21 protein-coding genes and 2 tRNA genes are annotated in these 22,341 nt (G+C 66.6%); 13 read left to right on the top strand and 10 right to left on the bottom strand.

Translation table 11 applies throughout. The annotated features are described in order from the left end of the window. Nucleotides 1-174: 174 nt before the first annotated feature. Nucleotides 175-552, bottom strand: coding sequence for a hypothetical protein (locus tag RM96_RS06095; RefSeq protein ID WP_039008817.1), 378 nt, complete (start codon nt 550-552; stop codon nt 175-177). A gap of 215 nt (nt 553-767) precedes the next feature. Here RM96_RS06095 and RM96_RS06090 point away from each other — a divergent pair, with 215 nt between their 5' ends. Both RM96_RS06090 and RM96_RS06085 read left to right on the top strand, forming a co-directional pair. Further along, nucleotides 768-2,489, top strand: coding sequence for an MBL fold metallo-hydrolase (locus RM96_RS06090; protein ID WP_039008815.1), 1,722 nt, complete (start codon nt 768-770; stop codon nt 2,487-2,489). Nucleotides 2,490-2,577: 88 nt separating this feature from the next. After that, nucleotides 2,578-2,654, top strand: a tRNA-Arg gene (locus RM96_RS06085). 72 nt (nt 2,655-2,726) lie between these two features. Here the strand turns inward: RM96_RS06085 and RM96_RS06080 are convergent. After that, nucleotides 2,727-3,602 carry a hypothetical protein gene (locus RM96_RS06080; protein WP_039008813.1) on the bottom strand — a complete coding sequence of 292 codons (876 nt, stop codon included), beginning with the start codon at nt 3,600-3,602 and terminating at the stop codon, nt 2,727-2,729. Nucleotides 3,603-3,898: 296 nt separating this feature from the next. Here RM96_RS06080 and RM96_RS06075 point away from each other — a divergent pair, with 296 nt between their 5' ends. Beyond that, nucleotides 3,899-5,917, top strand: coding sequence for a GGDEF domain-containing protein (locus RM96_RS06075; RefSeq protein ID WP_082016436.1), 2,019 nt, complete (start codon nt 3,899-3,901; stop codon nt 5,915-5,917). Between the two features lie 33 nt (nt 5,918-5,950). On the opposite strand, the gene RM96_RS06070 is transcribed toward RM96_RS06075, so the two are convergent. The 7 genes from RM96_RS06070 to RM96_RS06040 form a co-directional block, all read right to left on the bottom strand. Further along, nucleotides 5,951-6,037, bottom strand: a tRNA-Leu gene (locus tag RM96_RS06070). A 96-nt stretch (nt 6,038-6,133) separates the two neighbouring features. Continuing rightward, nucleotides 6,134-7,417, bottom strand: a complete 1,284-nt coding sequence (locus RM96_RS06065; RefSeq protein ID WP_039008811.1) for an amidohydrolase family protein — start codon at nt 7,415-7,417, stop codon at nt 6,134-6,136. 35 nt (nt 7,418-7,452) lie between these two features. Then, nucleotides 7,453-8,175 carry a TetR/AcrR family transcriptional regulator gene (locus tag RM96_RS06060; protein ID WP_039008809.1) on the bottom strand — a complete coding sequence of 241 codons (723 nt, stop codon included), beginning with the start codon at nt 8,173-8,175 and terminating at the stop codon, nt 7,453-7,455. After that, entirely contained in the window at nt 8,175-8,873 is a 699-nt protein-coding gene (gene upp, locus RM96_RS06055) for a uracil phosphoribosyltransferase (RefSeq protein WP_039008807.1), read from the bottom strand. Before upp ends, RM96_RS06060 begins: the two co-directional genes overlap by 1 nt. 88 nt (nt 8,874-8,961) lie before the next feature. Next, nucleotides 8,962-10,275, bottom strand: a complete 1,314-nt coding sequence (locus tag RM96_RS06050; protein ID WP_039008805.1) for a URC4/urg3 family protein — start codon at nt 10,273-10,275, stop codon at nt 8,962-8,964. Continuing rightward, nucleotides 10,272-11,510 carry a GTP cyclohydrolase II gene (locus RM96_RS06045; protein WP_039008803.1) on the bottom strand — a complete coding sequence of 413 codons (1,239 nt, stop codon included), beginning with the start codon at nt 11,508-11,510 and terminating at the stop codon, nt 10,272-10,274. The genes RM96_RS06050 and RM96_RS06045 overlap by 4 nt, the downstream gene beginning before the upstream one ends. A gap of 265 nt (nt 11,511-11,775) precedes the next feature. After that, complete coding sequence (locus RM96_RS06040; protein WP_039008801.1) at nt 11,776-12,864, bottom strand: acyltransferase family protein; 1,089 nt, start codon at nt 12,862-12,864, stop codon at nt 11,776-11,778. 192 nt (nt 12,865-13,056) lie between these two features. On the opposite strand from RM96_RS06040, the gene RM96_RS39275 reads away from it, so the two are divergent. From RM96_RS39275 to RM96_RS06030, 3 genes are all read left to right on the top strand, one after another. Beyond that, on the top strand, nt 13,057-13,230 hold the full coding sequence (locus RM96_RS39275) for a hypothetical protein (RefSeq protein WP_193752403.1): 174 nt from the start codon (nt 13,057-13,059) through the stop codon (nt 13,228-13,230). Between the two features lie 85 nt (nt 13,231-13,315). Then, nucleotides 13,316-14,242: an amino acid ABC transporter substrate-binding protein gene (locus RM96_RS06035; RefSeq protein WP_039008799.1), complete on the top strand. Its 927-nt coding sequence runs from the start codon at nt 13,316-13,318 to the stop codon at nt 14,240-14,242. A 192-nt stretch (nt 14,243-14,434) separates the two neighbouring features. Next, nucleotides 14,435-14,734: a hypothetical protein gene (locus tag RM96_RS06030; RefSeq protein ID WP_039008797.1), complete on the top strand. Its 300-nt coding sequence runs from the start codon at nt 14,435-14,437 to the stop codon at nt 14,732-14,734. A gap of 71 nt (nt 14,735-14,805) precedes the next feature. Here RM96_RS06030 and RM96_RS06025 read toward each other — a convergent pair whose 3' ends face one another. Further along, entirely contained in the window at nt 14,806-15,660 is an 855-nt protein-coding gene (locus RM96_RS06025) for a hypothetical protein (RefSeq protein ID WP_039008795.1), read from the bottom strand. Between the two features lie 147 nt (nt 15,661-15,807). On the opposite strand from RM96_RS06025, the gene RM96_RS06020 reads away from it, so the two are divergent. The 7 genes from RM96_RS06020 to RM96_RS05990 all read left to right on the top strand — a co-directional run. After that, nucleotides 15,808-16,371, top strand: coding sequence for an HdeD family acid-resistance protein (locus tag RM96_RS06020; protein ID WP_039008793.1), 564 nt, complete (start codon nt 15,808-15,810; stop codon nt 16,369-16,371). 431 nt (nt 16,372-16,802) lie between these two features. Further along, a complete protein-coding gene (locus RM96_RS06015) occupies nt 16,803-18,521 on the top strand; it encodes a glycosyltransferase family 39 protein (RefSeq protein ID WP_039008791.1) in 1,719 nt (572 codons plus the stop codon). Beyond that, nucleotides 18,518-18,889 carry an EamA family transporter gene (locus RM96_RS06010; RefSeq protein WP_039008788.1) on the top strand — a complete coding sequence of 124 codons (372 nt, stop codon included), beginning with the start codon at nt 18,518-18,520 and terminating at the stop codon, nt 18,887-18,889. The genes RM96_RS06015 and RM96_RS06010 overlap by 4 nt, the downstream gene beginning before the upstream one ends. 33 nt (nt 18,890-18,922) lie before the next feature. Further along, nucleotides 18,923-20,095 (top strand): DegT/DnrJ/EryC1/StrS family aminotransferase, encoded by a 1,173-nt coding sequence (locus RM96_RS06005; protein WP_039008786.1) that lies wholly within the window; start codon nt 18,923-18,925, stop codon nt 20,093-20,095. After that, entirely contained in the window at nt 20,074-21,060 is a 987-nt protein-coding gene (locus RM96_RS06000; protein ID WP_039008784.1) for a glycosyltransferase, read from the top strand. The genes RM96_RS06005 and RM96_RS06000 overlap by 22 nt, the downstream gene beginning before the upstream one ends. Then, a complete protein-coding gene (locus RM96_RS05995) occupies nt 21,060-22,007 on the top strand; it encodes a formyltransferase (protein WP_039008782.1) in 948 nt (315 codons plus the stop codon). Before RM96_RS06000 ends, RM96_RS05995 begins: the two co-directional genes overlap by 1 nt. Continuing rightward, nucleotides 22,004-22,341: NAD-dependent epimerase/dehydratase family protein (locus tag RM96_RS05990; protein ID WP_039008781.1), on the top strand; the 338-nt coding region annotated here is incomplete at its 3' end. The genes RM96_RS05995 and RM96_RS05990, both read left to right, overlap by 4 nt.

Raw genomic sequence — 22,341 nt, 5'->3', positions numbered from 1 at the left:
GAACTACAGTTCTATATGCGAACCTCATAGTGGGGCGTCATTATGCTATGGCTGGGCGGCGCGGGGGTCAAGGCAATGAGACCGGTTGATTACCATCGTTTTTCACAACAGTTCGGCAGACGAACGACCAACTACCTCATCGCGAATGTGGAACCGAGGCGCTGCGAAAGCACTTCAGTACCGCATCTGCACATCGTCAACCCTGGCGGTGCGGCTGTTGTAGAGGCAGGTGTAATGGAACGAGATCGACGCCGAGCTGCCGTCCGGTTCGAAGGTGCCGTCACCGCTGACCGAGGTCTGGGCATTGGGGCGCTGGTAGATCTGCTCGCGGTCGGCCATGAGCATGACGCTGCCGGGCTGCGGATAGCGGCGCCTGAGCGCTTCTGCAACCGCCGGTTCACAGGCGTTGGAAGCGGCCTTTGCGGCGACGCGCGGATCCACGGTGATGCGGGTGGTCGACGTATGCGACGGCCTGGAGACCGACTGCGGGGGCGTTTCACATGCCGCCAGCAGCAGCGCCAGCGCCAGGCACGGGTATGAAGCACGTATCAAGGCAGGATTTCCTCCGGTGGTGGCACAGGATCCACGCACCTGAAAAGTGCGCGGCAGTTATCAGATTAGGTGGTCTGGCCGGAAATGCCAAAGCCGCAAGTCCTGCCCGGCAGTCGCATGGCCATGCGGAAATCCCCGGGGGACGGCCGCGAATCCAACGCGGATACACTATGGGCTGTTATGCGCCTGCCAGCGCAACTCAATACGCCGCCCCAATGACAATGACAGAGACAACCGGCAACCAGACCGGGTCCACCACCGCTCCCACCTCCAAATCCCTGCGCAATGCCGCCAGCCTGCTGGTGGTCCGGGACGGCAAGGCCGGCATGGAAGTCCTGCTGGTACGGCGCGTCGAGCGTGCCAATGACCGCAGCAGCGGTGCCTATGTGTTTCCGGGCGGCACGCTGGATCCGGAGGACCACTCGCTGCAAGCCTACGCTGCGGGACTTGACGATACCGCCGCCAGCGCGCGGCTGGGCCTGCCCGCCAGCGGCCTCAGCTTCTATCTCGCCGCAGTGCGTGAATGCTTCGAGGAAGCCGGACTGCTGTTCGCCTACGGCAGCGATGGCCAGTTGCTTGCGCCAGAACATCTCGAACCCGCACAACACGCCTTCCTGCGCGAAGCCGTACAACGCGGCGGCCCGGGCCTTGCGCATGCCTGCGAGCAGCTTGGCCTGCGTCTGGCGGCAGACCGTCTCGCCTATCACAGCTACTGGCTGACGCCGCCCGGGCTGCCCAAGCGCTTCGATACGCGCTTCTTCGTCGCCATTGCGCCGGCGGGCCAGACTGCCGTGCACGACGGCACCGAGATCGTCGAGCACCGCTGGGTCCGTCCCGGCGAAGCCGCGGACGCAGCCAGCGATCTGCCGATGCTGCATGTCACGCGCCGTACGCTGGCCTCCATCGCACATTTCGAAACGGCACAGGCGTGCTTCGCCTATGCCACTCAGCCGCGCGAGATCGCCTGCATCATGCCGCGCCTGGCTACCGGCAGCGCAGGCGTGCGCCCGGTCATGCCCAACGAAGCCTGCTACGCCGAGATCGGCCGCATCGACCCCGATGGCAAGACCCACGGCGCGCGCTACGAACTCGCCCCGGGAACGCCCGTGCGCCTCTCCGACCGTGTCTGGCGCGTCACCGCCAACAACGGCAGCGTGATGACGGGTCCCGGCACCAATACCTACTTTGTTGGCGGCGGCGCGCGCAACGAGTGGGCCGTGATCGATCCGGGCCCCGCCGATGCGTCGCACGTGCAAGCGGTGCTGGCCGCGGCCCCGGGCCCAATCCGCTGGGTCTTCACCACGCACACGCACCTCGATCACTCTCCGGCCGCACGTGCGCTGCAGGCCGCCACCGGCGCCACCGTGCTCGGCCGCGCTGCCCCGCCGGGACAATGGCAGGATGCGGACTTCGCGTCGGAGCGGGAGCTGCAGCATGGCGAACGCATCCGAATCGATGACGGCTGCACGCTGCGCGTCTGCCACACGCCCGGTCACGCCTCGAACCATCTCTGCTATCTGCTCGAAGAGGAAAAGACGCTCTTCACCGGCGACCACGTGATGCAGGGGTCGACCGTCGTCATCACCCCGCCCGACGGCAACATGCGCGAGTACCTCGACTCGCTCGCGGCGCTGCAAAGCGAAGACCTCGACTGGCTTGCGCCCGGACACGGCTTCCTGATCCCCCGCCCGCAGGACGCCATCCGACTGCTGATGCGTCACCGGCTCCATCGCGAAGCCAAGGTGCTGAGCGCGTTGCGCGAGCTCGGGCCCGCCGGGCTGGACACGCTGGTGCTGCGCGTCTACGACGACGTCCCCGAACGCATGCACCCGGTTGCGCAACGCTCGCTGCTGGCACATCTGCTCAAGCTGGATGCGGATGGCAAGGCGCGCGAAGCCGACGGGCGCTGGGAGCCTGTCAGCCAGGCAACGGCCTGAGCGGCACAATGCGTGGGAGGGTTCGCGAAAGTTTTTCGGAAAAAGGCTTGCGCGAAAGCAAAACTGCGATACAATTGCGGCCTCGCGTGCGGCTGTAGCTCAGTTGGATAGAGTACTTGGCTACGAACCAAGGGGTCGTGGGTTCGAATCCTGCCAGCCGCGCCACCTATTAAAAGGGCTTCCGGAAACGGAAGCCCTTTTTCATTCCTGTCCTACAAGCACAAGCCCGCGCACCCGCTACCAGCGATAGCGCGCGCCCACCGTTCCGCCAGGATTGTGCCCCGCCTTCACCTTGAACCAGAGCTTCATGCCGGTCACGGTATTGCCATGCGCGCCGATGTTGAACGAGAACAGCCCGCGCAGCAGGTCCGTATCGATCTTGGTGCCGTTGATGTTGAGGGTCTGCTTGCGGCTGTCCTGCCACCAGTCTGCTTCCACGAACGGATAGATCCCGGCGAGCCGCGTCGGCTGCGCGCCGTACAGGCGCACGCCTACGCCGGTTGAACTGGTATCGCCGGGAATGTCGGTCGGCTGCGTCCCCTGCGCTGTCGTCGAGCCGGGCTGGTAGGCCAGTTGCACCCGGGGCTGGACCGTCAGTCCGCCGGCATGCGGCACGACTGCATCCAGCGCAAGCGCCATGGTGCGAATGCGGCTGTCGACAAAGCCGGTGGCGCTGGTGACGTCGTCCAGGTGAAGCACTACGCGGCGCGGGCCGTTGCGCACGGATGCGGTTTCACGATCGATCGCGGAGAGGCCGGGCGCGTCATCGTCGGCACCGGGGCCGGCGGCGGCCGGCACCGGCACGCGTGTGTCGTATGCCTGGGGCAGCGCGCTGTATTCGGCGGGAGAGACAGGAGACTGTGGGCTGTGTCCGGCGGGAGTGTCCAGCGTGGCCACCAGGACCATAAGGCTGGCCTCGCCGCGATCCCAGCCAAGGATGGCGCTGCTGTCCGGCGCCCCATCCTCCGCACGCGCCAGCGCGCACATGAGCAGCGCAAGGAAGCAACAATAATGCAGGTGATGGCGCACGGCCGCTTCGACTGCGGCACGGTCGCGCCGCCCGGAGCAAGCCCCGGCCTCCCTCTCTCTCGATGCAGACAAGACCATAGCCATGGCAACCACCTTCGGACGTTTTAATACCGTGCCCGATCAGCTTGAGCATAGGTCAAATTTCCTTCCCCGCGTTAGCGCCGAATGTGGGCCGGCACGCGTGCTTGCCAGGCACGCCGGCGCAGCGGTTCCGCGGTCCGCCGACGTGGCGGAAATCACCGCCCGTGACACGCGGCCGGGCATTTCAGGAAGTCATGAATCCGGCTTTTCTGCGAGGCAAGAGGAGTTTTCGTCAATAATGACGGCTTGCATTATTTACACGCCCGGCCCGGCGACCCAGGGCCCTGGGAGGAGACACTATGGCGCCGTGGCGAAAGATTCGCCCGCGCACACCCGAGCATGCCGGCATGCCTGAAGCGCCCGAACGGATCGCCGCGGCGCCGGCCGGGCCGCGCCATCACAGCCTGCGGCGCAAGCTGGCCCTGGCGACCACGCTCGCCGGGCTCTGTACGATCGGACTGGCTGCACTGCTGATTGCCCGGTCCTACGGCGACTACGCCGCCGCGCGGCAGAGCTTGTACGACATCTCGGAGTACCGGCTGACGCTGGACGCCGCCAACGTCCTGTCCGCCGAGCGCGGCCCCGCCAACAGCGTGCTCGGAGAGGCACCCGCCGCACACAGCGCGGCGCGCGACCGGCTGCGCGAGTTCCGCGCCCGCAGCGACGCCGCGCTGGCGCGCCTGGCCTCGCCGCCAGACGCACCGCCGGGGCTGCACGCGCACCACGTCCCGCCGCTGATGATCGAGCGCGTGCGCGAACGGCTGGAGCGCGCCCGCGCCGAGGTCGACCGGCTTGGCAGCCAGCCGCTGCACGAGCGCCAGATGGAAGACATCCAGGCGGCGATCGAAAGCATGTTCGAAGTGGTGGACGTGCTGCAGCCCGCCATCGGCTGGCAGGTCAGGCACCTGTCCGCCTGCAGCGACGGCGTGGCCGCGCCCGCGCTGACCGGCAAGATGCTGGGCGACCTGCGCGAGTACGGCGGGCGCATCGCGTCGCAGATCATGGCGCCGATCGCCGCGCGCCAGCCGCTGCCCGTGCGCAGCCTGGTCGACGCCACCCGTTCGCGTGGCCGCCTGCTGGAACTCTGGCAACTCGCTGGGCCGGCCTACAACATGTACGGCGAAGCACCGCGCCTGGAGCAGGCCTATGCGGATGCCGACCACCAGTTCTTCGGACAAGGGCTGTCGATGATCGACAGCATGGTCGCGCAGGGCCGCGTGTCGGGAAACTATTCGATGACGCCGACCGAGCTGACCAACCGCTACGTGCGCACGCTGGAGCCGCTCGAGCGCCTGCGCAGCGTATTCCTGGACGAGGTCTTCGCGCATTTCGCCGCCGATCGCGACCATGCGCTGCGGGTGCTTGCCGCCGCTTGCGGGGCTTCGGCGCTGATCCTGGCGATACTTGGCTACGTGCCGGTGTTCGCGCAGCGTTCGGTGTTCCGGCCGCTGCTGCGCGCGCATGACGACGTCATCGCACTGGCCGAGGAGCGCGCCCACCCTCACTACGCGTCGCCGCCATTGTCCGCCATGCCGAGCGGCGAGATGGGCGGCCTGTTCGATGCACTGGAAGTCCTGCGCCGCAAGCTGCGCGAGCGCGCCTCGCTGACGGCGCAGCTGGAGCACCAGGCCAGAACCGACAGCCTGACCGGGCTGCTGAACCGCCGCGCACTGGAGCTGGTTGCCGCCGGGCTCGGGCATGACGCGCTGGCGCGAAGTTTTGGCGTAGCGGGCGCCACGGAAGAATCGGAGAACGCCGACACGGTCAGCCTGATCCTGATGGACGTCGACCGCTTCAAGCAGATCAATGACCGCTACGGCCATCCCGCCGGCGACCAGGTGTTGCGCGCGGTTGCCAGCCTGATGCGCTCGATGGTGGGGCCTGCTGACGCACTCGCTCGCTTTGGCGGCGAAGAGTTTGCGGTGCTGGTGCCGGACCGGGAGCCGGCCCACGCCATCGCGCTGGCGGAAACGTTGCGGGCCACGATTGCCGGACATCCGGTACGGCTGGCAGACGGCAGTCACCTGCATGTCACTGCAAGTTTCGGCGTGGCATCCGGCGGGCGCGGGGAGCGGCACTGGCAACCACTGATCGCGGCGGCTGATGCCGCGATGTACCAGGCCAAGGCCGAAGGCCGCAACTGCGTGCGCCACGCGGACGCAGCGGAAAAGGAAGAGAGCGTGATTGCCTGGGGCTGGCCGGGACGAGGCGATTTGAACGACATGCCACGCGGATCGCCCCTGCCATCGCCATTCCCTGACGTTGCATTGGCAACGGGCGAAAAAAAGCCCGCATCGCTGCGGGCTTTTTCTCTTTGACACCCGAGACCTGCTGTCTCGGCCATCGAATGGTGGTGCCCAGAAGAGGACTCGAACCTCCACAGTGTTGCCACCGCTAGGACCTGAACCTAGTGCGTCTACCAATTCCGCCATCTGGGCTTCGTCTCGCTGCATTGCTGCTGCGATGCGAAGAACGCAATTATGCGTGTATGGCCAGCCGCTGTCAACACCCTCCCGCAAAAAATCCGGATTCCCTTATCCGGCCCGCCGCGTCATGAAATCCACCTGCGGCGGGCGCCCCGGCAGGTGCAGCGATGCTGTCGCCGGTGGCGTGCTCGCCACGACCTTGCCGGCACGCAACACCATCAGGCGCGTTGCGCGCACGCGGATGGCCTCGACCGGATCGCGCGCCTGCAGCAGCAGCAGGTCGGCGCGGCAGCCGGGTGCGAGGCCGTAGCCTTCCAGGCCGAGGATCTGCGCAGGCGTGGCGGTGACTGCCGCAAAGCAGGCCCGCATCGCGTCCTGCCCGGTCATCTGCCCGACGTGCAGGCCCATGTGCGCGACCTCCAGCATGTCTCCGGAACCCAGGCTGTACCAGGGGTCCATCACGCAGTCGTGGCCGAACGCGACCGGCACGCCGGCGGCAAGCAGCTCGGGCACGCGCGTCATGCCGCGCCGCTTCGGGTAGGTGTCGTGGCGGCCCTGCAGCGTGATGTTGATCAGCGGATTGGCGATGGCCGCCACGCCCGCCTCGCGCATCAGCGGGATCAGCTTGGACACGTAGTAGTTGTCCATCGAATGCATCGAGGTCAGGTGCGAGCCCGTCACCCTGCCCTGCAGTCCGAGGCGCACGGTTTCGCTGGCGAGGGTCTCGATATGCCTAGACATCGGGTCGTCGCTTTCATCGCAGTGCATGTCGACCCGCAGGTCACGCTCGGCCGCCAGCTCGCAAAGCAGACGCACCGATGCGGCGCCATCCGCCATGGTGCGCTCGAAATGCGGGATGCCGCCCACCACATCCACGCCCATGTCGAGCGCGCGCCGCAGGTTGTCGAGCGCGCCCGGCGCGCGCAGCACGCCATCCTGCGGGAAGGCCACCAACTGCAGGTCGAGGTAAGGCCGCACGCGCTCGCGCACGTGCAGCAGCGCCTCTACCGCAAGCAGGCGCGGATCGCAGACATCGACGTGCGAGCGGATCGCCAGCAGGCCCTTGGCCACGGCCCAGTCGCAATAGGCCAGCGCGCGCTCGACCAGCGCCTCCTGCGTCAGCAATGGCTTGAGCTCGCCCCACAATGCGATGCCTTCGAGCAGCGTGCCGGACTGGTTCACGCGCGGCAGGCCGAACGATAGGGTCGAATCCATGTGGAAATGGGCGTCGACGAACGGCGTCGTCACGAGCTGGCCAGCGGCGTCGATTTCTTCGCCGGCCGTTGCCGCCAGTGCCTGTTCCACTGCCGCGATGCGGCCACTGTCGATGCCGATATCGACATCCGTGCGGCCGTCGGGCAGGTTGCAGTGGCGCAGGATCAGTTCAAGCATGGGCAGATCCTGCGATAGCGTTCAGACCTCACGTTTCACTCCTCTTTCTCGAGTACCGCGCCGGCCTCGTTGGATGCCCCGGCGGTCTCCGGCTCGAGGCCGCATCCGCGCAGCAACAATGCCACCAGATGCTCGGTGGCCTGCTCGTAGTCGTGCCCGCTCAGATGGCTCACCCCGAGCACGGCACATACCTGCGATTCAAAGTCGGCGTAGGTCTGGGTCGCAGCCCAGATGGTGAAGAACAGATGATGCGGATCCACTGCTGCCATCTGTCCGCTCGCGATCCACTGGCGGATCACGGCAGCCTTGCGGGCTATCAGCTCATGCAGCGCGTGGCGCAGGACCTCGCCGATCTCCGGCGCGCCGTGCAGCAGCTCGTTGGCAAACACGCGCGACGCATCGGGATGGCTGGCCGACAAGCGCATCTTGGCGCGGATGTATTGCTCAAGGGCCGCCTGCGGCGAAAGCTCGGCGCGGATGATGTCGGTCTCGGACAGCCACAGCTGCAGCGTATGGGCGAGTACGGCCCGGTACAGCGCCTGCTTGGTGCGGAAGTAGTAGTGCAGGTTGGACTTGGGCACGCCCGCGCGCACGGCAATCTCTGCCATGGTCGAGCCGGCAAACCCTGCGCGCGCGAACACGTGTTCCGCGGCGCGCAGGATCATGGCCTCGTTCTCCTGCCGGATGCGGCCGCCCCCCTCGCCTGCTCCGCGCGCCAGCGGCAGGCGCCGCGCGGCGGCGCTGGCCAGCGCGTCCATCAGCGGGTGCCGTAGAGGCGGTCGCCGGCGTCGCCGAGTCCGGGCACGATGTAGCCGTGCTCGTTCAGCTCTTCGTCGATCGCCGCTGTCACGATAGCCACGTCCGGGTGCGCCGCCTGCAGCGCGTGCAGGCCGGGGCGCGAGGCAATCAGGCAGACGTACTTGAGCACGGTCACGCCAGCCTCCTTGAGCCGGTTCAGCGCGGCAATGGCGGAGTTGCCGGTGGCCAGCATCGGGTCCACCACGATCACCATGCGCTCGTGGATGTCCTCCGGCATCTTGAAGTAGTACTCGATCGGCTCCAGCGTCTCGGGGTCGCGGTACAGGCCGATATGGCCTACGCGCGCGGCCGGCAGCAGTTCAAGCATGCCGTCGAGGAAGCCGTTGCCCGCGCGCAGGATCGACACCAGGCACAGCTTCTTGCCCGCCAGCACGGGCGACTGCATCGGCGCGATCGGCGTCCTGATCGCGATGGTTTCCATTGGCAGGTCGCGCGTGGCCTCGTAGGTCAGCAGCTGGCTGATTTCACGCACCAGGCGGCGGAAGTTGTCGGTGGTGGTCTCTTCATTGCGCGCCAGCGTGACCTTGTGCTGGACCAGCGGATGATCGACCACCAGCACGGCAGGCGCGACATAGGTGGACGACGCAATGGTCGGCTCGGCGATGGCGGGTGCAGGGACGGCGGACAAGTCGTTCATGGTGACGCTCCTGGAGACTCACTCTCGAAAGGTTGGACAGCCGCTCTGCCGCGCGCAGGACTGCGCGCGGCAGCATCCGGCCCGGCACTCAGAACACGGTGCCGTCGCTGATGATGGCGAACGGTGGCGGACCGCCCGGCCGCCGCTTGGCCGCGATACGGCGCCCCGCCGCCCAGGTGCCGCCTTCCAGCACGCGCGCCAGCGGGAATTCCGTTTCCGACAAACCCAGTGCCTCGCGCACGCCGTCGGCCACCAGGTCCAGTCCGGTCACGGTCAGCGCGCGCCATTCGACGATGACCGGTTCGTCGACCGCATGGGGCGTGGCGGCAAAGCCGGCATCGCGCGGCACCATCAACTCGAAGTCGAACAGCAGGCCGCCGTTGCGATACTCCGGCAGCCCCGTCAGCGCATCGAGACCGGTGATCGTCAGGCCGGCGTCTTCCAGCGGCTCCAGCAGGGAATAGGTCAGCCACTGCGTGAGCTTGTGGAACGGCACCAGGCCGCCCGGCGCGGCCGGATGCCGCCAGCAGTCACCCAGCGAAACGCCCTCGATCGTGATCCGGCCCGGCCACACCGGCCCCAGCGCCACCAGCAGCGTCTTCAGCACGAAGCTGGCTTCGAGGCGCTCGTTGACCGCATGCCCTTTCAGATAGTCGAACAGGTTGCCCAGCCGTGCCGGCTTGCCAAACACCGCCGGCGTGGCCTGCACCACCTCGCCCAGCCGGCGCAGCAGCCCGGCGCGGCCTTCCAGCCCCACCAGCGGGTTGTGCTGGGCCACCTGGAAGGCGGTGGCGATGGTCGACGCGTCGATACGCGCCAGCCGCTCGCCGTCCGCGCGCAGCGGGTCGCCCGGCTCCGCCGAAAAGCCGCCGCGGGCGAACAGGTCGAAGCTCGCCACGCCCAGGCCTTCCGAGCGGGTCAGGATCAGGTCGCTGGCCGGATCGCGGTAGCGCCAGTCGGGCCCGGCCCCGGCATCGAGCAGCACGCTCGGGATGACCAGGTCGATGCCGATGCGGGCGCGCTCCTCGCAATGGTCGGCGCCGCTCAGCCCCGCGCGCTCGCACAGGATCTGCCAGCGGTCCAGGCGCTCGTCGGAGCCGCCGCTTTCGAAATGGCGCCAGCGGCTGTGATACGGCACCTGCAGGGTCGGGTAGCGCCGCCGGATCGTGCTGGCCACGTAATCGGCAATCGCGTGCACGCGGTCGGGATGCCAGGTGAACAGCTCCGACTCGCCGGCCGCTACGTGCTCCGTGATCGCCGCGCAATGTGTTCGCACCGCTTCCGCGCACAGCAGCGCGGCAGCCGGGTGCCCTTCCGGTACGGGACTGTGCCAGCCACTGCCGTGGCCGTCACTGCCGGCGCCGAGGCCGCCAGCCTTGTCCGCTTCGGGATACGTGCTCATTCGTTCAACCCCCTGCCCTTGGCCAGGGCCAGTTCGTCTGCATCGGGCGGTGTGTAGCGCGTGAAATAGCCCGCCGCCACCTTGGCGTCGATTTCCACGCGCGCATCCGCCGGGATCAGTGCTTCGGGTATGGCAACCTGCTCGACAACCTCGATGCCCTGAGCCACCAGCGCACCGTGTTTCATATTGCTCATCGACGCCCAGCGGTCGATGCGGCGGATCCCCAGCCAGTGGAAGACATCCGGCATCAACTCCTGGAATCGCATGTCCTGCACGCCCGCCACGCATTCGGTGCGGGCAAAGTAAGTCTCGGCGCGGTCGCCGCCGACCTGGCGCTTGCGCGCGTTGTAGACGAGGAACTTGGTCACTTCGCCCAGCGCGCGGCCCTCCTTCCGGTTATAGACCACCAGGCCGACGCCGCCCTCCTGCGCCATCTCGATGCAGACCTCGATGCCATGCGCGAGGTAGGGCCGGCAGGTACAGATGTCCGAGCCGAACACGTCGGAGCCGTTGCACTCGTCATGCACGCGGCAGGCCACGCGCGTCTCGGGCTTGCCGAGCTGGCTGACATCGCCGAAGAAATACAGCGTCATGCCGCCGATTGGCGGCAGGAACACCTTCAGGTCGGGCCGCGTCACCAGTTCCGGGAACATGCCGCTGGTCTGCTCGAACAGGCTGCGGCGCAGCACGCTTTCCTTGATATTGAAGCGGCGCGCAAGCCCCGGCAGGTACCAGACCGGATCGACGGCCGCCTTGGTGACGCGCACGTCCCCGTTGGCAAACAGGATCTTGCCATCAGGCTTGAGCCGGCCGGCGGCAATGGCCGCGGTCAGCTCCGGCATGTTGATGTGGGCGCGCGTGACCGCGATGGTCGGGCGGATATCCACGCCGGCGGCGATGCGGTCGGCAAAGACCGTCGACACTAGGTGCCCCCACGGATCAAGCGAAACGATCTTGTCCGGGTCGTTCCACTGCGGGTGCGGGCCGATCGGCTCGGCCGGCGAGGTATCCGTCAGGTCCGGCCGGTGGTCGCGCTGCAGGCTGCCCGAGGCCACCGCCAGCGCGCGGTAGATAGCGTACGCGCCGGAGTGGGTGCCGATTACGTTGCGTTGCGCCGGGTTGGTCAGGCTGGCAATCACGGGCCCGCGCTCGGCGGCAGTGGGTGCGCCCCACTGGATCGGCTCGGCCGGCTTGTCGCGGCGCGCGTGCGAGGTCAGGACAATGTGGTCGGACATGGCACCCTCGAATCCCTGGTGGAATCCTGACCAAATGGTCAGGTTTACGATTCCATACTAGGCAACGTTCGTGCCATCAACCAATGCCCGTTTACACCATGCGTTGCCGGGCGCACGAAGTGTTACGGCGCACTCCTGCACCCGCTGTGTGCGCGCCGGCATGGCGCCGCTGGTGCACACGCACCATGAAAAAGCGGCACGCGGCCAGATGGCCGGGTGCCGCTTTTCTGTCGGGTCCGCACCGACAGGCCGGACATTGCAGAATTTACATGGTCGACTGGCTGGCCGAACGCCGGCGGCCGGCCGGCAGCAGGTTGCGCAGCGCCGCGACCAGATTCGCGCTCTCCACGTAGCGGTGGAACAGCGCACCGGCCATGTTGCTCGCCAGCCACGCGGCCACGATGCCAAGCGCATTGATGACGGGACGCCCCGGCGCCACGTGCGACACCACGGCATTGACCACCAGGCAGACCGGGAAATGCACCAGGAACACCGAGTATGAGATCCGGCCAAAGAACGCCACCACCTGGCCACGCGGCCAGTGCTCCAGCCAGCCGCCGCGGCGGGCACAGGCCAGCAGCAGCGCGGTTGCCAGCGCCACGGCGATGCGCAGCCGGAAATCGACGATCAGCGCGGCCAGCACGACCGTGCCCAGCACCAGCAGCGACATTGCCGAGCGCTCCGGGTTGGAGGCCCACCAGGCCAGCGTGCCCATGCCATAGGCACCGAAGAAATAGATTGCCCAGATATCCCAGCTGGCGTCGCGGTTGAACCAGAACAGCGACGCCACGGCCAGCGCGGCCACCACCGGCACGCTGACCTGCTGGCCACCGCCCGACAGGCCGCGCGCCAGCCAGAGCGCCATCACCAGCAAGGCGAACAGCTGGAGGTCGATGGCGACATACCAGACGCCCGCAGACAGCGCATCCACATCGAGCACGTTATGGAGCAGCAGCAAATGCGCGAGGAACTGCATCAGGTGCGGCGGTGCCGGGATCGAGTCATGGACCATCCATGTGCGCGCGATGGCGGCACCTACCATGGCAACGACGATGGCGACGGCATACGGCACCACCAGCTTCTGGTAGCGGCGCCAGACCGTAGCGAAGGGATTGCGGATGGTCAGCTGGCCCTCGGGCGCGAGGCTCCTGGCAGCGAGGAAACCGCTGACGACCAGGAACACCTGCACCGCGATGCGGGCATATTCGGACAGCCAGTCGAGCACGCCCGGCGCCAGGCTGTGGGCGGCGTCGGACATGGGGCCGTAGAAGGCAAGGTGGTGCAGCACGATCAGCTGTGAACTGACCGCCTTGAGTGCGTCAATGCACGCCATGCGCGAAGGACGGGGGCTCATTGTTTTAGCGTTGTTACGAATTGGCGCGATGGCGGGATTCTACTCCTCTGGGCAATCCCCATGAGCCTGATGGGACACTTTACATAAAAGAGTTACATATTTTGAAGGCATGCAACGCCTTCTGCGATCCTGCGGTGCTGCCGGGATAGCAAGGAATCGAACGTAATGAATGATGGGGAAAGGAGCCCCGAAATGGGGGAAGTGCGTGAATCCAGCTATGCCCCCTTCGATGTTTCCGACTACCTGGATTCCGAAGAGGTGATTGCCGAACTGCTGACCGCAGCAATGGAAGCGTCAGAGCCCGGCATCCTGCTTGCGGTGCTGGCAGCCGTGGCAAAAGCGCGGTGCCTCGGGGGAGGCCCGTGAATTTGCTTATGACGAAGATGTCCTTCGCCTCATACATTGCCGGGTATACCCTTGCGTCTTTGCCGGATCCCTACCGACCTACGCAATGCCATCCGCTGTCTCCACCTCGTTTGCCTCCCTCTCCCGTCTGGCCCGCCCGCTGGCCATCCTCGCCCTGACCCTCGCCGCGGCCGCGCCGTTTGCCGCCCGCGCGCAAAGCCCGGTCCTCGACAAGATCCGCGACTCCGGCACGATCGTGCTGGGCTACCGCGAATCGGCCCTGCCGTTCTCATTTGCCGATGACAAGGGCCAGCCGGCCGGCTATGCGGTGGAGCTGTGCCTGCGCGCTGCCGAGGCCGCCCGCCAGAAGCTGGGCCTGAAAGACCTGAAGGTGCGCTGGATGCCCCTGACGCCGCAGAACCGGATTCCTGCCGTGGTCAACGGGCTGGTCGACCTCGATTGCGCGCCCAACACCAACTCGCTCGAACGCCAGAAGCAGGTTGCGTTCAGCGTCTCGCACTATGTGTCGACCGTGCGCATGCTGGTGCGCGCCGATTCGGGCATCCGGTCGTTCGAGGACCTGCGCGGCAAGACCGTGGTGACCAGCGCCGGCTCCACCGGTGACCGCCACGTGCGCCGCCTGAAGGGCCAGTACGGCTATCGCGACGTCTATGCCAAGGACCACGGAGAATCGTTCCTGCTGCTGGAATCGGGCCGCGCCCAGGCGTTCGTGATGGATGACGTGCTGCTGGCCGGCCTGCGCGCCCGCGCCAAGGACCCGTCGCAATTCGTGATCGTGGGGCCGGCGCTGTCGGTCGAACAGAATGCGCTGATGATGTCCAGGGCGGATCCGGAGTGGAAACGCCTGGTCGATCAGACCCTGGCCACGGCCTTTGCCGGGCCGGACGTGACGGCGCTGCAGAAGCGCTGGTTCCAGCAGCCGATCGGCAGCCGCGGGGTCAACCTGGCGCTGGCGCCGTCGAGCCAGGTGCGCGAGGCCTGGAAGCACCCGTCGGACGCCGTCACCGAGTAAATTCGCCTGTTGCCTCAATCGGCTTGAGGCGGCAATTCAGGGTTTCCATGACATCGGGCGGCCCGGCAATTGCCGGGCAACACCCAAGTTGACAGCCGGGAGCGATGTTGGCGACACTGGGGCAAGCCGTGTCCCGCGACGGGGCCGGCCGCATAATTGACCGCCCGACGGCGGCATTTCTCAGGAGAAATCATGAACAAGTTCGTCGCGACCGCGATTGCACTCTGCCTCGGCGCCGCCTCGGTGGCCGTGCAGGCCCAAACCGCCGGCAAGCAGCAGTTCGATCCGTATTCCCAGGATGCCAAGTCGGGCGAGAAATTCGACCCCTACACCCAGGGAGCCAAGGCTGGCGACAAGTTTGACCCGTACACCCAGGGCGCGAACAAGAGCACGCGCAGCGAACTGACCGATGCTTCGGCTCCGGCTGCCAAGAAGTCGACCAAGAAGAAGAGCAAGAGCAAGAAGGCCGCTTCGGCGCCTGCAGCCAGCTAAGGCAGCACCGCGCAACAAGAAGCCCGCGTCCATCCGACGCGGGCTTTTTTCATCCGGCATCGGCCAGCGCCCTATGGCGCCTCGCTGTCCCGCTCCAGCGCCGTCACGTCCACGCTCTGCAGCTTGCCATCCTGCCGGATCTCGGTGCGCAGCACGAATGCCTCGGCTGGGCAGTACCAGTCGGTCACGTGCATCAGGGTCGGCTCCACCTGCACGACTTCCTCGCCCACCAGCAGCGGCCCCAGCGACGTGCGCTTGTCGTACGTGACCGGCAGGCATTCCTTGCGCCCCATCACCGTATCGATCATCTGGCGCCTGCCGACCTGGCGCGAGCTGATGTTGATCGAGGCATGGAGCGCACGCATGGTGCCCACGGGTTCGTCGGAGCCCAGCGGATAGATCTTCAGTGAAAGGCTGGACTCGAACGTCTCGCCATCCAGCGTCGACCCCTCTTTCAGGTTCATGCCGGCGTAATTGAACACGCCTTTGCCCTTGAAAGCCGCCTCGCCGTACATGCGCGCGTAGCGGCCGCGCGCATTGATCACCGCATGCTGGCTCTCGATGCTGGTCTGGTCGGCGGGTGTGCGGCGGTCGATGCTGACCTCGTGGACCTGGTCCATGATGACCGGCGACCCCATCAGCGCCGACAGCGCCGATTTTGAGCGCACCTCGAGCTGCGCGCGGCATCCCGCCGGACTACGGCCAACATCGCGCAGCGACATGGTGATCGACATCGGCATGGCACCGTCGCCCTCCATCTGCACGCGCGAGCCTGAACGGAACCAGGGGGCGTCGCAGATGACGGCGCCGGCTGGCACAGCCGCCCTGGGCGCAGCGGCCTCCTGCGCATGCGAGGCAGGCGCCAGCCCGAGCGCCACTGCGCCCGCAACCGCCGCCAGCATGTAATGCTGCGCCTTTGTCTTCACATGAATCCCTGTCTAGAATGGTCTTGCGCCCCCAGCTCCCGGCCGCCAGGGCGAGCGCCAGATCACACAAAGTTAGCGCTTTTCTCGCGCCCTGTCTCGTCGGGTTTCTTCGATGCCGGCCCGCCGGCATGTCCGAATGGAGATTCCATGCTTCATTACTACGCGAAATTGTGGTGGGTGGTCGCGCTGCGCGGCCTGTTTGCCCTGGCTTTCGGCATTTGCGCGTTCTTTGCCCCGATCGCCACGCTGGCCGCGCTGATCATTATTTTCGGCGCCTTTGCCGCCGCGGACGGGCTGATGGCTCTCCTGATGGCAGCCTCCGGCAAGGAGCGGGAAACCAGCGACCGCTGGATCCTGGCCCTGCAGGGCCTGCTGGGACTGGGCGTAGGCGCCCTGACCTGGTTCAGCCCGGCCATCACCGCGCTCTCGCTGCTGCTCTATATCGCCGCCTGGACGCTGGCGACCGGCGTGCTGCAGATCATCGCCGCGGTCAGGCTGCGCAAGGAGATTCCCAATGAATGGTGGCTGATCCTGGCCGGGCTGGTCAGCATCGCCTTTGCCTTCCTGCTCTTGTGGCGGCCCCTCGCCGGTGCGCTGGCGGTGCTCTGGCTGATCGGTTCATGGGCCATCGTGTGCGGCATCCTGCTCATCGGGGTAGCATTGCGCCTGCGCCGGGCCCACCTGACGGCCGCGAGCACCCAGCCAGCCTGAGCCCTGCCACCCCATTCCGGGCGGGGCACCCCCTCGCCCGTGCTACCATTGCCGGCCCGCGCAAAAGCGGCCCCGGGATGCCGGGCTGCCACGGGTGCGTCACACCGGCGGGCAAACTGCCAGATGCACCCTGACCAGACTGTCCACCAAACCGGGCCGGTCCGCGTTGTGATGTTTTCCCCTCTCGTCCGGCGGCCATTTGCGCTGGCGACGGCCTGGGGAACCGGGAAACACGAATTCGACTGCTTCGCGGCAGATCATTGTTCAAAGGGATCAGGTGGGAATGCCGCACCCGTGTGGCTTGTTTTAACTGACGATGCAGAGCCCGGCTGGCTCCGGCCTGCCTCTGCCATGCCGTCCGGCGCATGCGCGCCTGTGCCAGTCATTCCATCCTTTGCCTTTCTTCCAGGAGCTTTATGCGTAGTACAGCGATGCGCAGTTCATCGACCTCGCGATATGCCGGGCTCTCCGTTGGCGTGATCGCCCTGGTAAGCCTGCTGATCCTGCTGGTCTGGTTCGGCACGCTCGATATGCGCCATCTGCTGCGCTCCGACGAGGGCCGCTACGCCGAAATCGCCCGCGAGATGTTCGCCACCGGCGACTGGGTGACCATCCGCTACAACGCCCTGAAGTACTTCGAGAAGCCGCCCTTCCATCTGTGGGTGACGGCGCTGTCCTATACGCTGTTCGGCATCGGCGACTGGCAGGCCCGGCTGTGCGTGGCCTTGTCCGGCATCGTCGGCCTGCTTGCCTCGATGTTCGCCGCCCACCGCTGGTTCGGCGCCCGCGCCGCGCTGCTGACCGGCCTGGTGCTGGTGTCCGCGCCGATGTGGAACGTCGCCGGCCACTTCAATTCGCTCGACATGACCCTGTCCGGGGCCATGGCCTGCGTGCTGGCCTTCATGCTGCTGGCCCAGCACCCCGAGGCCACCCCGGCCGCGCGCCGCAACTGGATGCTGGCCTGCTGGGTGGCGATGGGCGTGGCCATCCTGACCAAGGGCCTGGTCGGCCTGGCGCTGCCCGGACTGGTGCTGGTGGTCTGCACCCTGGTCACGCGCGACTTCGGCCTGTGGCGGCGGCTGCATCTGCTGGCCGGCATCGCGCTGATGCTGCTGGTGACGGTGCCGTGGTTCTGGCTGATATCCGAGCGCAATCCCGAATTCCTGCGTTTCTTCTTTATCCACGAGCACTGGCAGCGCTACACCTCGACGGTGCATTCGCGCAATGGCCCGCTGTGGTACTTCGTGCCGCTGCTGGTAGCGGGCTTCCTGCCGTGGCTCGGCCTCTTCCCGCGCATGTGGCAGGCCGTACGCGAGCGCGCCGGGGTGGAGCGCGGCAGCATCCGCCCGTTCCAGCCGGCCATGCTGGCCGCGATCTGGGCCATCGCCATTTTCGTCTTCTTCAGCCTGTCGGGCTCCAAGCTGCCGGGCTATATCGTGCCGATCTTCCCCGCGCTGGCGATACTGGCCGGGGTGGCGCTGGACAACATTACCGAGCGCTCGTGGCGGCGGCAGGTGAACTTCATGCTGGTGCTGGGCATCGTCGGCCTGCTGGCCAGCCCGGTGGTTGCCACGCTGGACAAGCCCGGCACGCCCAATGTGATCTATCGCGAATTCGCAGCCTGGATCGGCGTTGCCTTCGTCTTCATGCTGGGCGGCGCACTGCTGGCGCGGCGCCTGCTGCGCGATCACGGCGTGTTCCCGAGCGTTGTCGCCTATGCGGTCGCCCTGTTCCTCTGCGCCACCGTGGCGCTGCGCGGCCACGAGGTGATGGGCAGGCCGGCGTCCGGCGCGGATCTGGTACCGGCGATCAATGCGGTGCTCAAGGACGACATGCCGCTATACAGCGTCAACCTGCTGGACCACACCCTGCCCTTCTACCTGCGGCGCACTACCATCCTGGTGCAACATCCCGATGAGCTCGACTTCGGTGTCGCCCAGGAACCGCAGAAATGGATTCCGACGATCGACGCCTTCGTCACGAAGTGGCAGGACGGCCAGCCCGCTATCGCTATCATGTCGGCCGATACGTATCAGGACCTGAGTGCGCGCCATGTACCGATGTACAGGATCGGTGCGGACAAGCGGCGCACCGTGGTCACCAATATCCCACTGCCTGCAGAACATCAAGGACAGAAACCGGCGCCATGACGCTTTCCACCTTTGCCTTCATCTTTACCGGCGTGCTGCTTAACGCCGCCGCCCAGTTGCTGCTCAAGGCCGGCGTCAACGCCGTGGGCGCCATCACGATCGAGCGCAGCACGCTGCTGGTCACCGCGCTGCGCGTGCTGACGCAATGGCCGGTGCTGGCCGGACTGACGCTGTACGTGGTCAGCGTCGGCGTGTGGATCGTGGGCCTGTCGCGCGTGGATGTCTCGATTGCCTACCCGATGCTGTCGCTTGGCTATGTGGTCAACGCGCTGGCCGCCTGGTGGCTGTTCGGCGAGATGATCGGACCCTTGCGCGTGGCCGGCATCCTGCTGATACTGGCTGGCGTCTTCCTGATCGCCCGCTCCTGATACTGATACTCCGCATTCTCCGAGCCAGATCTCATGACTGCTTCCGCCCCCGAATTTCTTCCGTTCGTCAGGCCTGAAATCGACGCTGCCACCATTGCCGAGGTCGGCAAGGTCCTGGCATCGGGCTGGATCACGTCCGGCCCGAAGATGCAGGCATTCGAGGCCGCCCTCTCCGAGCTGTTCGGCGGCCGCCCGGTGCGCACCTTCGCCAATGGTTCGGCGACGATGGAAATCGCACTGCGCATTGCCGATATCGGCCCGGGCGATGAAGTCATCACCACGCCGATCACCTGGGTCGCCACCGCCAACGTGGTGCTGACAGTCGGCGCGCGGCCCGTCTTCGTCGACATCGATCCGCGCACGCGCAATATCGATCTCGACGCGGTCGAAGCGGCGATTACGCCGCGCACCCGCGCCATCATGCCGGTGTACCTGTCCGGCCTGCCGGTCGATATGGACCGCCTCTACGCCATCGCCGCCAGACACAAGCTGCGCGTGATCGAAGACGCCGCCCAGGCCATCGATTCGCGCTGGCGCGGCCAGCGCATCGGCGCCTTCGGCGACCTGGTCAGCTTCAGCTTCCAGGCCAACAAGAACATCACCAGCGTCGAAGGCGGCTGCCTGGTAATGAACACGCCGGAAGAAGCCCTGCGCGCCGAGCGCCTGCGGCTGCAGGGCGTGATCCGCACCGGCCTGGACGGCATGGATGTCGAAGAGCCGGGCGGCAAGTTCAACCTGACCGACGTGAACGCCGTCATCGGCCTGTCGCAGCTCGGCAAGCTCGATGCCATTACGGCGCGCCGCGCGGAACTGGCCGAGACCTACTTCCGCTGCGCCGCCGATGCCGGCCTGGCCGAACTCGGCATCGAGCTGCCCCTGCCGCTGGATCCGCAGGTCGCCACCACCAACTGGCATATGTTCCAGGTAGTGCTGCCGACCGATCGCCTGCAGGGCGGCGCGCCCGATGCGCGCCGGCTGGTGATGGAAGCCATGTGCGAGCGCGGCATCGGCACCGGCGTGCACTACCCGTCCGTCCACCTCTTTACCTACTATCGCTCCCTCGGCTGGCGCGAAGGCATGCTGCCGCATGCCGAACGCATCGGGCGCGGCATCGTCACGCTGCCGCTCTTCCCCGCCATGCAAGCCTCCGATGTGGAACGTGTCTGCGCAACTCTCAGCGAAACATGCAAACGTCTCTCCAAATGAGCCCGGTCGAAGTTTCGGTCGTCATCCCGGTCTACAACGAAGAAGACGGGCTGCAAGCCCTGTTCGACCGGCTCTATCCGGTGCTCGATGCGCTCGGCGATTCGTACGAGATCATCTTCATCAATGACGGCAGCGTCGACCGCTCGGCGCAGATGCTGGCGGCACAGTTCCACAAGCGCCCGGACGTGACCCGGGTGGTGCTGTTCCAGGGCAATTTCGGCCAGCACATGGCCATCCTGGCCGGCTTCGAGCATACGCGCGGCAAGATCGTGATCACGCTCGACGCCGACCTGCAGAACCCGCCCGAGGAAATCCCGCGGCTGGTGCAGACCATGCGCGAAGGCCACGACTATGTCGGCACGATCCGCCGCCAGCGCAACGACACCGCGTTCCGCCGCTATGCGTCGCGCGCGATGAACCGCCTGCGCGAGAAGATCACCAAGGTCCGCATGACGGACCAGGGCTGCATGCTGCGCGCCTACGACCGCAACGTCATCGACACCATCAACGCCTGCCGCGAGGTCAATACCTTCATTCCGGCGCTGGCCTATACCTTTGCCGCGCGCCCGGTCGAGATCGAAGTCGGCCACGAGCAGCGGCACGCGGGCGAGTCCAAGTATTCGCTGTACCAGCTGATCCGCCTGAACTTCGACCTCGTCACCGGCTTCTCGATCGTGCCGCTGCAGTGGTTCTCGGCCATCGGCACCATCCTGTCGCTGTTTTCCGGCGCCCTGGTCGTGGTGCTGCTGGTACGCCGCTTCCTGTTCGGCTCGGAAGTCCAGGGTGTGTTCACCCTGTTTGCCATGAACTTCTTCCTGATCGGCATCCTGCTGTTCGGCGTTGGCCTGCTGGGCGAGTACGTCGGCCGGATCTACCAGGAAGTGCGCGACCGCCCGCGCTACCGCATCCAGGCCGTGCTCGAGGCCAGTCCCTCCAGCCACGCCAAACACGCGGTGGAGCACTGATGCGCGCCGTCGTCTTTGGCTATCACAACGTCGGCGACCGCTGCCTGCGCGTGCTGCACGCGCGCGGCGTGGACGTGGCGCTGGTCATCACGCATCGCGACCGCGCGGACGAGAACATCTGGTTCCGCCGCGTCGCCGATACGGCCGCCGAACTGGGCATCCCGTTCGTCTACGGCGAAGACCCGGCCGATCCGGCCGTCGCGCAAGCCGTGCGCGATGCAAAGCCCGACGTCATCTTCTCGTTCTACTACCGCTCGATGATCCCGGCCTCCGTGCTGGCGCTGGCGCCGCAAGGCGCCTTCAATATGCACGGCTCGCTGCTGCCGAAGTATCGCGGCCGGGTGCCGGTGAACTGGGCCGTGCTGCACGGAGAGACCGAGACCGGCGCCACCCTGCACGCGATGGAAGCCAAACCCGATGCCGGCTACATCGTGGACCAGACCGCGGTGCCGATCCTGCCTGACGATACCGCCGGCGAGGTCTTCGAGAAAGTCACCGTTGCCGCCGAGCAGACGCTGTGGCGCGCGCTGCCGGCCATGATCGCCGGCCGCACGCCGCAATTACCCAACCGGCTGGAGCAAGGCAGCTATTTCTCCGGCCGCAAGCCGGAAGACGGCCGCATCGACTGGACGCGCCCTGCCGCCGAGGTCTACAACCTGATCCGCGCGGTGGCGCCGCCCTATCCCGGCGCGTTTACCGAACTGCATGGCCACCGCTTTATCGTGGCGCAGGCACGCCGTCCGCTGCCTGCCGCACTGCCCGCGTTGCTGCTGCCTGCCGGCAGCCAGCCCGGCCTGCATGCCTGCCATGGCCAGATCGTCGGTCTCTGCGGAGATGGCGGCCTGGTCGTGATCGGCCAGTTGCTTGTCGACGGCGATACCACCGCGATGCCCGCAGAAGCATTCGCATCATTTCTTACCGAACAGTCCAAAGAGGAAAACCGATGAAAAAGGTCCTGATTCTTGGCGTCAACGGCTTCATCGGCCACCACCTGACGCGCCGCATTCTCGAAACCACGCCGTGGGAAGTCTATGGCATGGACATGTCGTCGGACCGCCTCGGTGACCTCGTCGACCACCCGCGCATGCACTTCTTCGAAGGTGACATCACCATCAACAAGGAGTGGATCGAGTACAACATCCGCAAGTGCGACGTGGTGCTGCCGCTGGTGGCCATCGCCACTCCCGCCACCTACGTGCGCCAGCCGCTGCGCGTGTTCGAGCTGGACTTCGAAGCCAACCTGCCGATCGTGCGCGCCGCCGTGAAGTACGGCAAGCACCT

The organism is Cupriavidus sp. IDO, assembly GCF_000812465.1.
Lineage (GTDB): Bacteria > Pseudomonadota > Gammaproteobacteria > Burkholderiales > Burkholderiaceae > Cupriavidus.
Note: the sequence above shows the minus strand (reverse complement) of the source record. Positions and strands in the feature narration are given on the sequence as shown.

Coding starts and splice junctions, on each gene's coding strand:
- RM96_RS06000 (WP_039008784.1), top strand. CDS start 20,074: ATGCAAACGTCTCTCCAAATGAGCCCGGTCGAAGTTTCGGTCGTCATC.
- RM96_RS06045 (WP_039008803.1), bottom strand. CDS start 11,510: ATGTCCGACCACATTGTCCTGACCTCGCACGCGCGCCGCGACAAGCCG.
- RM96_RS06005 (WP_039008786.1), top strand. CDS start 18,923: ATGACTGCTTCCGCCCCCGAATTTCTTCCGTTCGTCAGGCCTGAAATC.
- upp (WP_039008807.1), bottom strand. CDS start 8,873: ATGAACGACTTGTCCGCCGTCCCTGCACCCGCCATCGCCGAGCCGACC.
- RM96_RS06015 (WP_039008791.1), top strand. CDS start 16,803: ATGCGCAGTTCATCGACCTCGCGATATGCCGGGCTCTCCGTTGGCGTG.
- RM96_RS06020 (WP_039008793.1), top strand. CDS start 15,808: ATGCTTCATTACTACGCGAAATTGTGGTGGGTGGTCGCGCTGCGCGGC.
- RM96_RS06090 (WP_039008815.1), top strand. CDS start 768: ATGACAATGACAGAGACAACCGGCAACCAGACCGGGTCCACCACCGCT.
- RM96_RS39275 (WP_193752403.1), top strand. CDS start 13,057: ATGGGGGAAGTGCGTGAATCCAGCTATGCCCCCTTCGATGTTTCCGAC.
- RM96_RS06080 (WP_039008813.1), bottom strand. CDS start 3,602: ATGGCTATGGTCTTGTCTGCATCGAGAGAGAGGGAGGCCGGGGCTTGC.
- RM96_RS06050 (WP_039008805.1), bottom strand. CDS start 10,275: ATGAGCACGTATCCCGAAGCGGACAAGGCTGGCGGCCTCGGCGCCGGC.
- RM96_RS06040 (WP_039008801.1), bottom strand. CDS start 12,864: ATGAGCCCCCGTCCTTCGCGCATGGCGTGCATTGACGCACTCAAGGCG.
- RM96_RS06060 (WP_039008809.1), bottom strand. CDS start 8,175: ATGGACGCGCTGGCCAGCGCCGCCGCGCGGCGCCTGCCGCTGGCGCGC.
- RM96_RS06075 (WP_082016436.1), top strand. CDS start 3,899: ATGGCGCCGTGGCGAAAGATTCGCCCGCGCACACCCGAGCATGCCGGC.
- RM96_RS06030 (WP_039008797.1), top strand. CDS start 14,435: ATGAACAAGTTCGTCGCGACCGCGATTGCACTCTGCCTCGGCGCCGCC.
- RM96_RS06035 (WP_039008799.1), top strand. CDS start 13,316: ATGCCATCCGCTGTCTCCACCTCGTTTGCCTCCCTCTCCCGTCTGGCC.
- RM96_RS06065 (WP_039008811.1), bottom strand. CDS start 7,417: ATGCTTGAACTGATCCTGCGCCACTGCAACCTGCCCGACGGCCGCACG.
- RM96_RS06010 (WP_039008788.1), top strand. CDS start 18,518: ATGACGCTTTCCACCTTTGCCTTCATCTTTACCGGCGTGCTGCTTAAC.
- RM96_RS05995 (WP_039008782.1), top strand. CDS start 21,060: ATGCGCGCCGTCGTCTTTGGCTATCACAACGTCGGCGACCGCTGCCTG.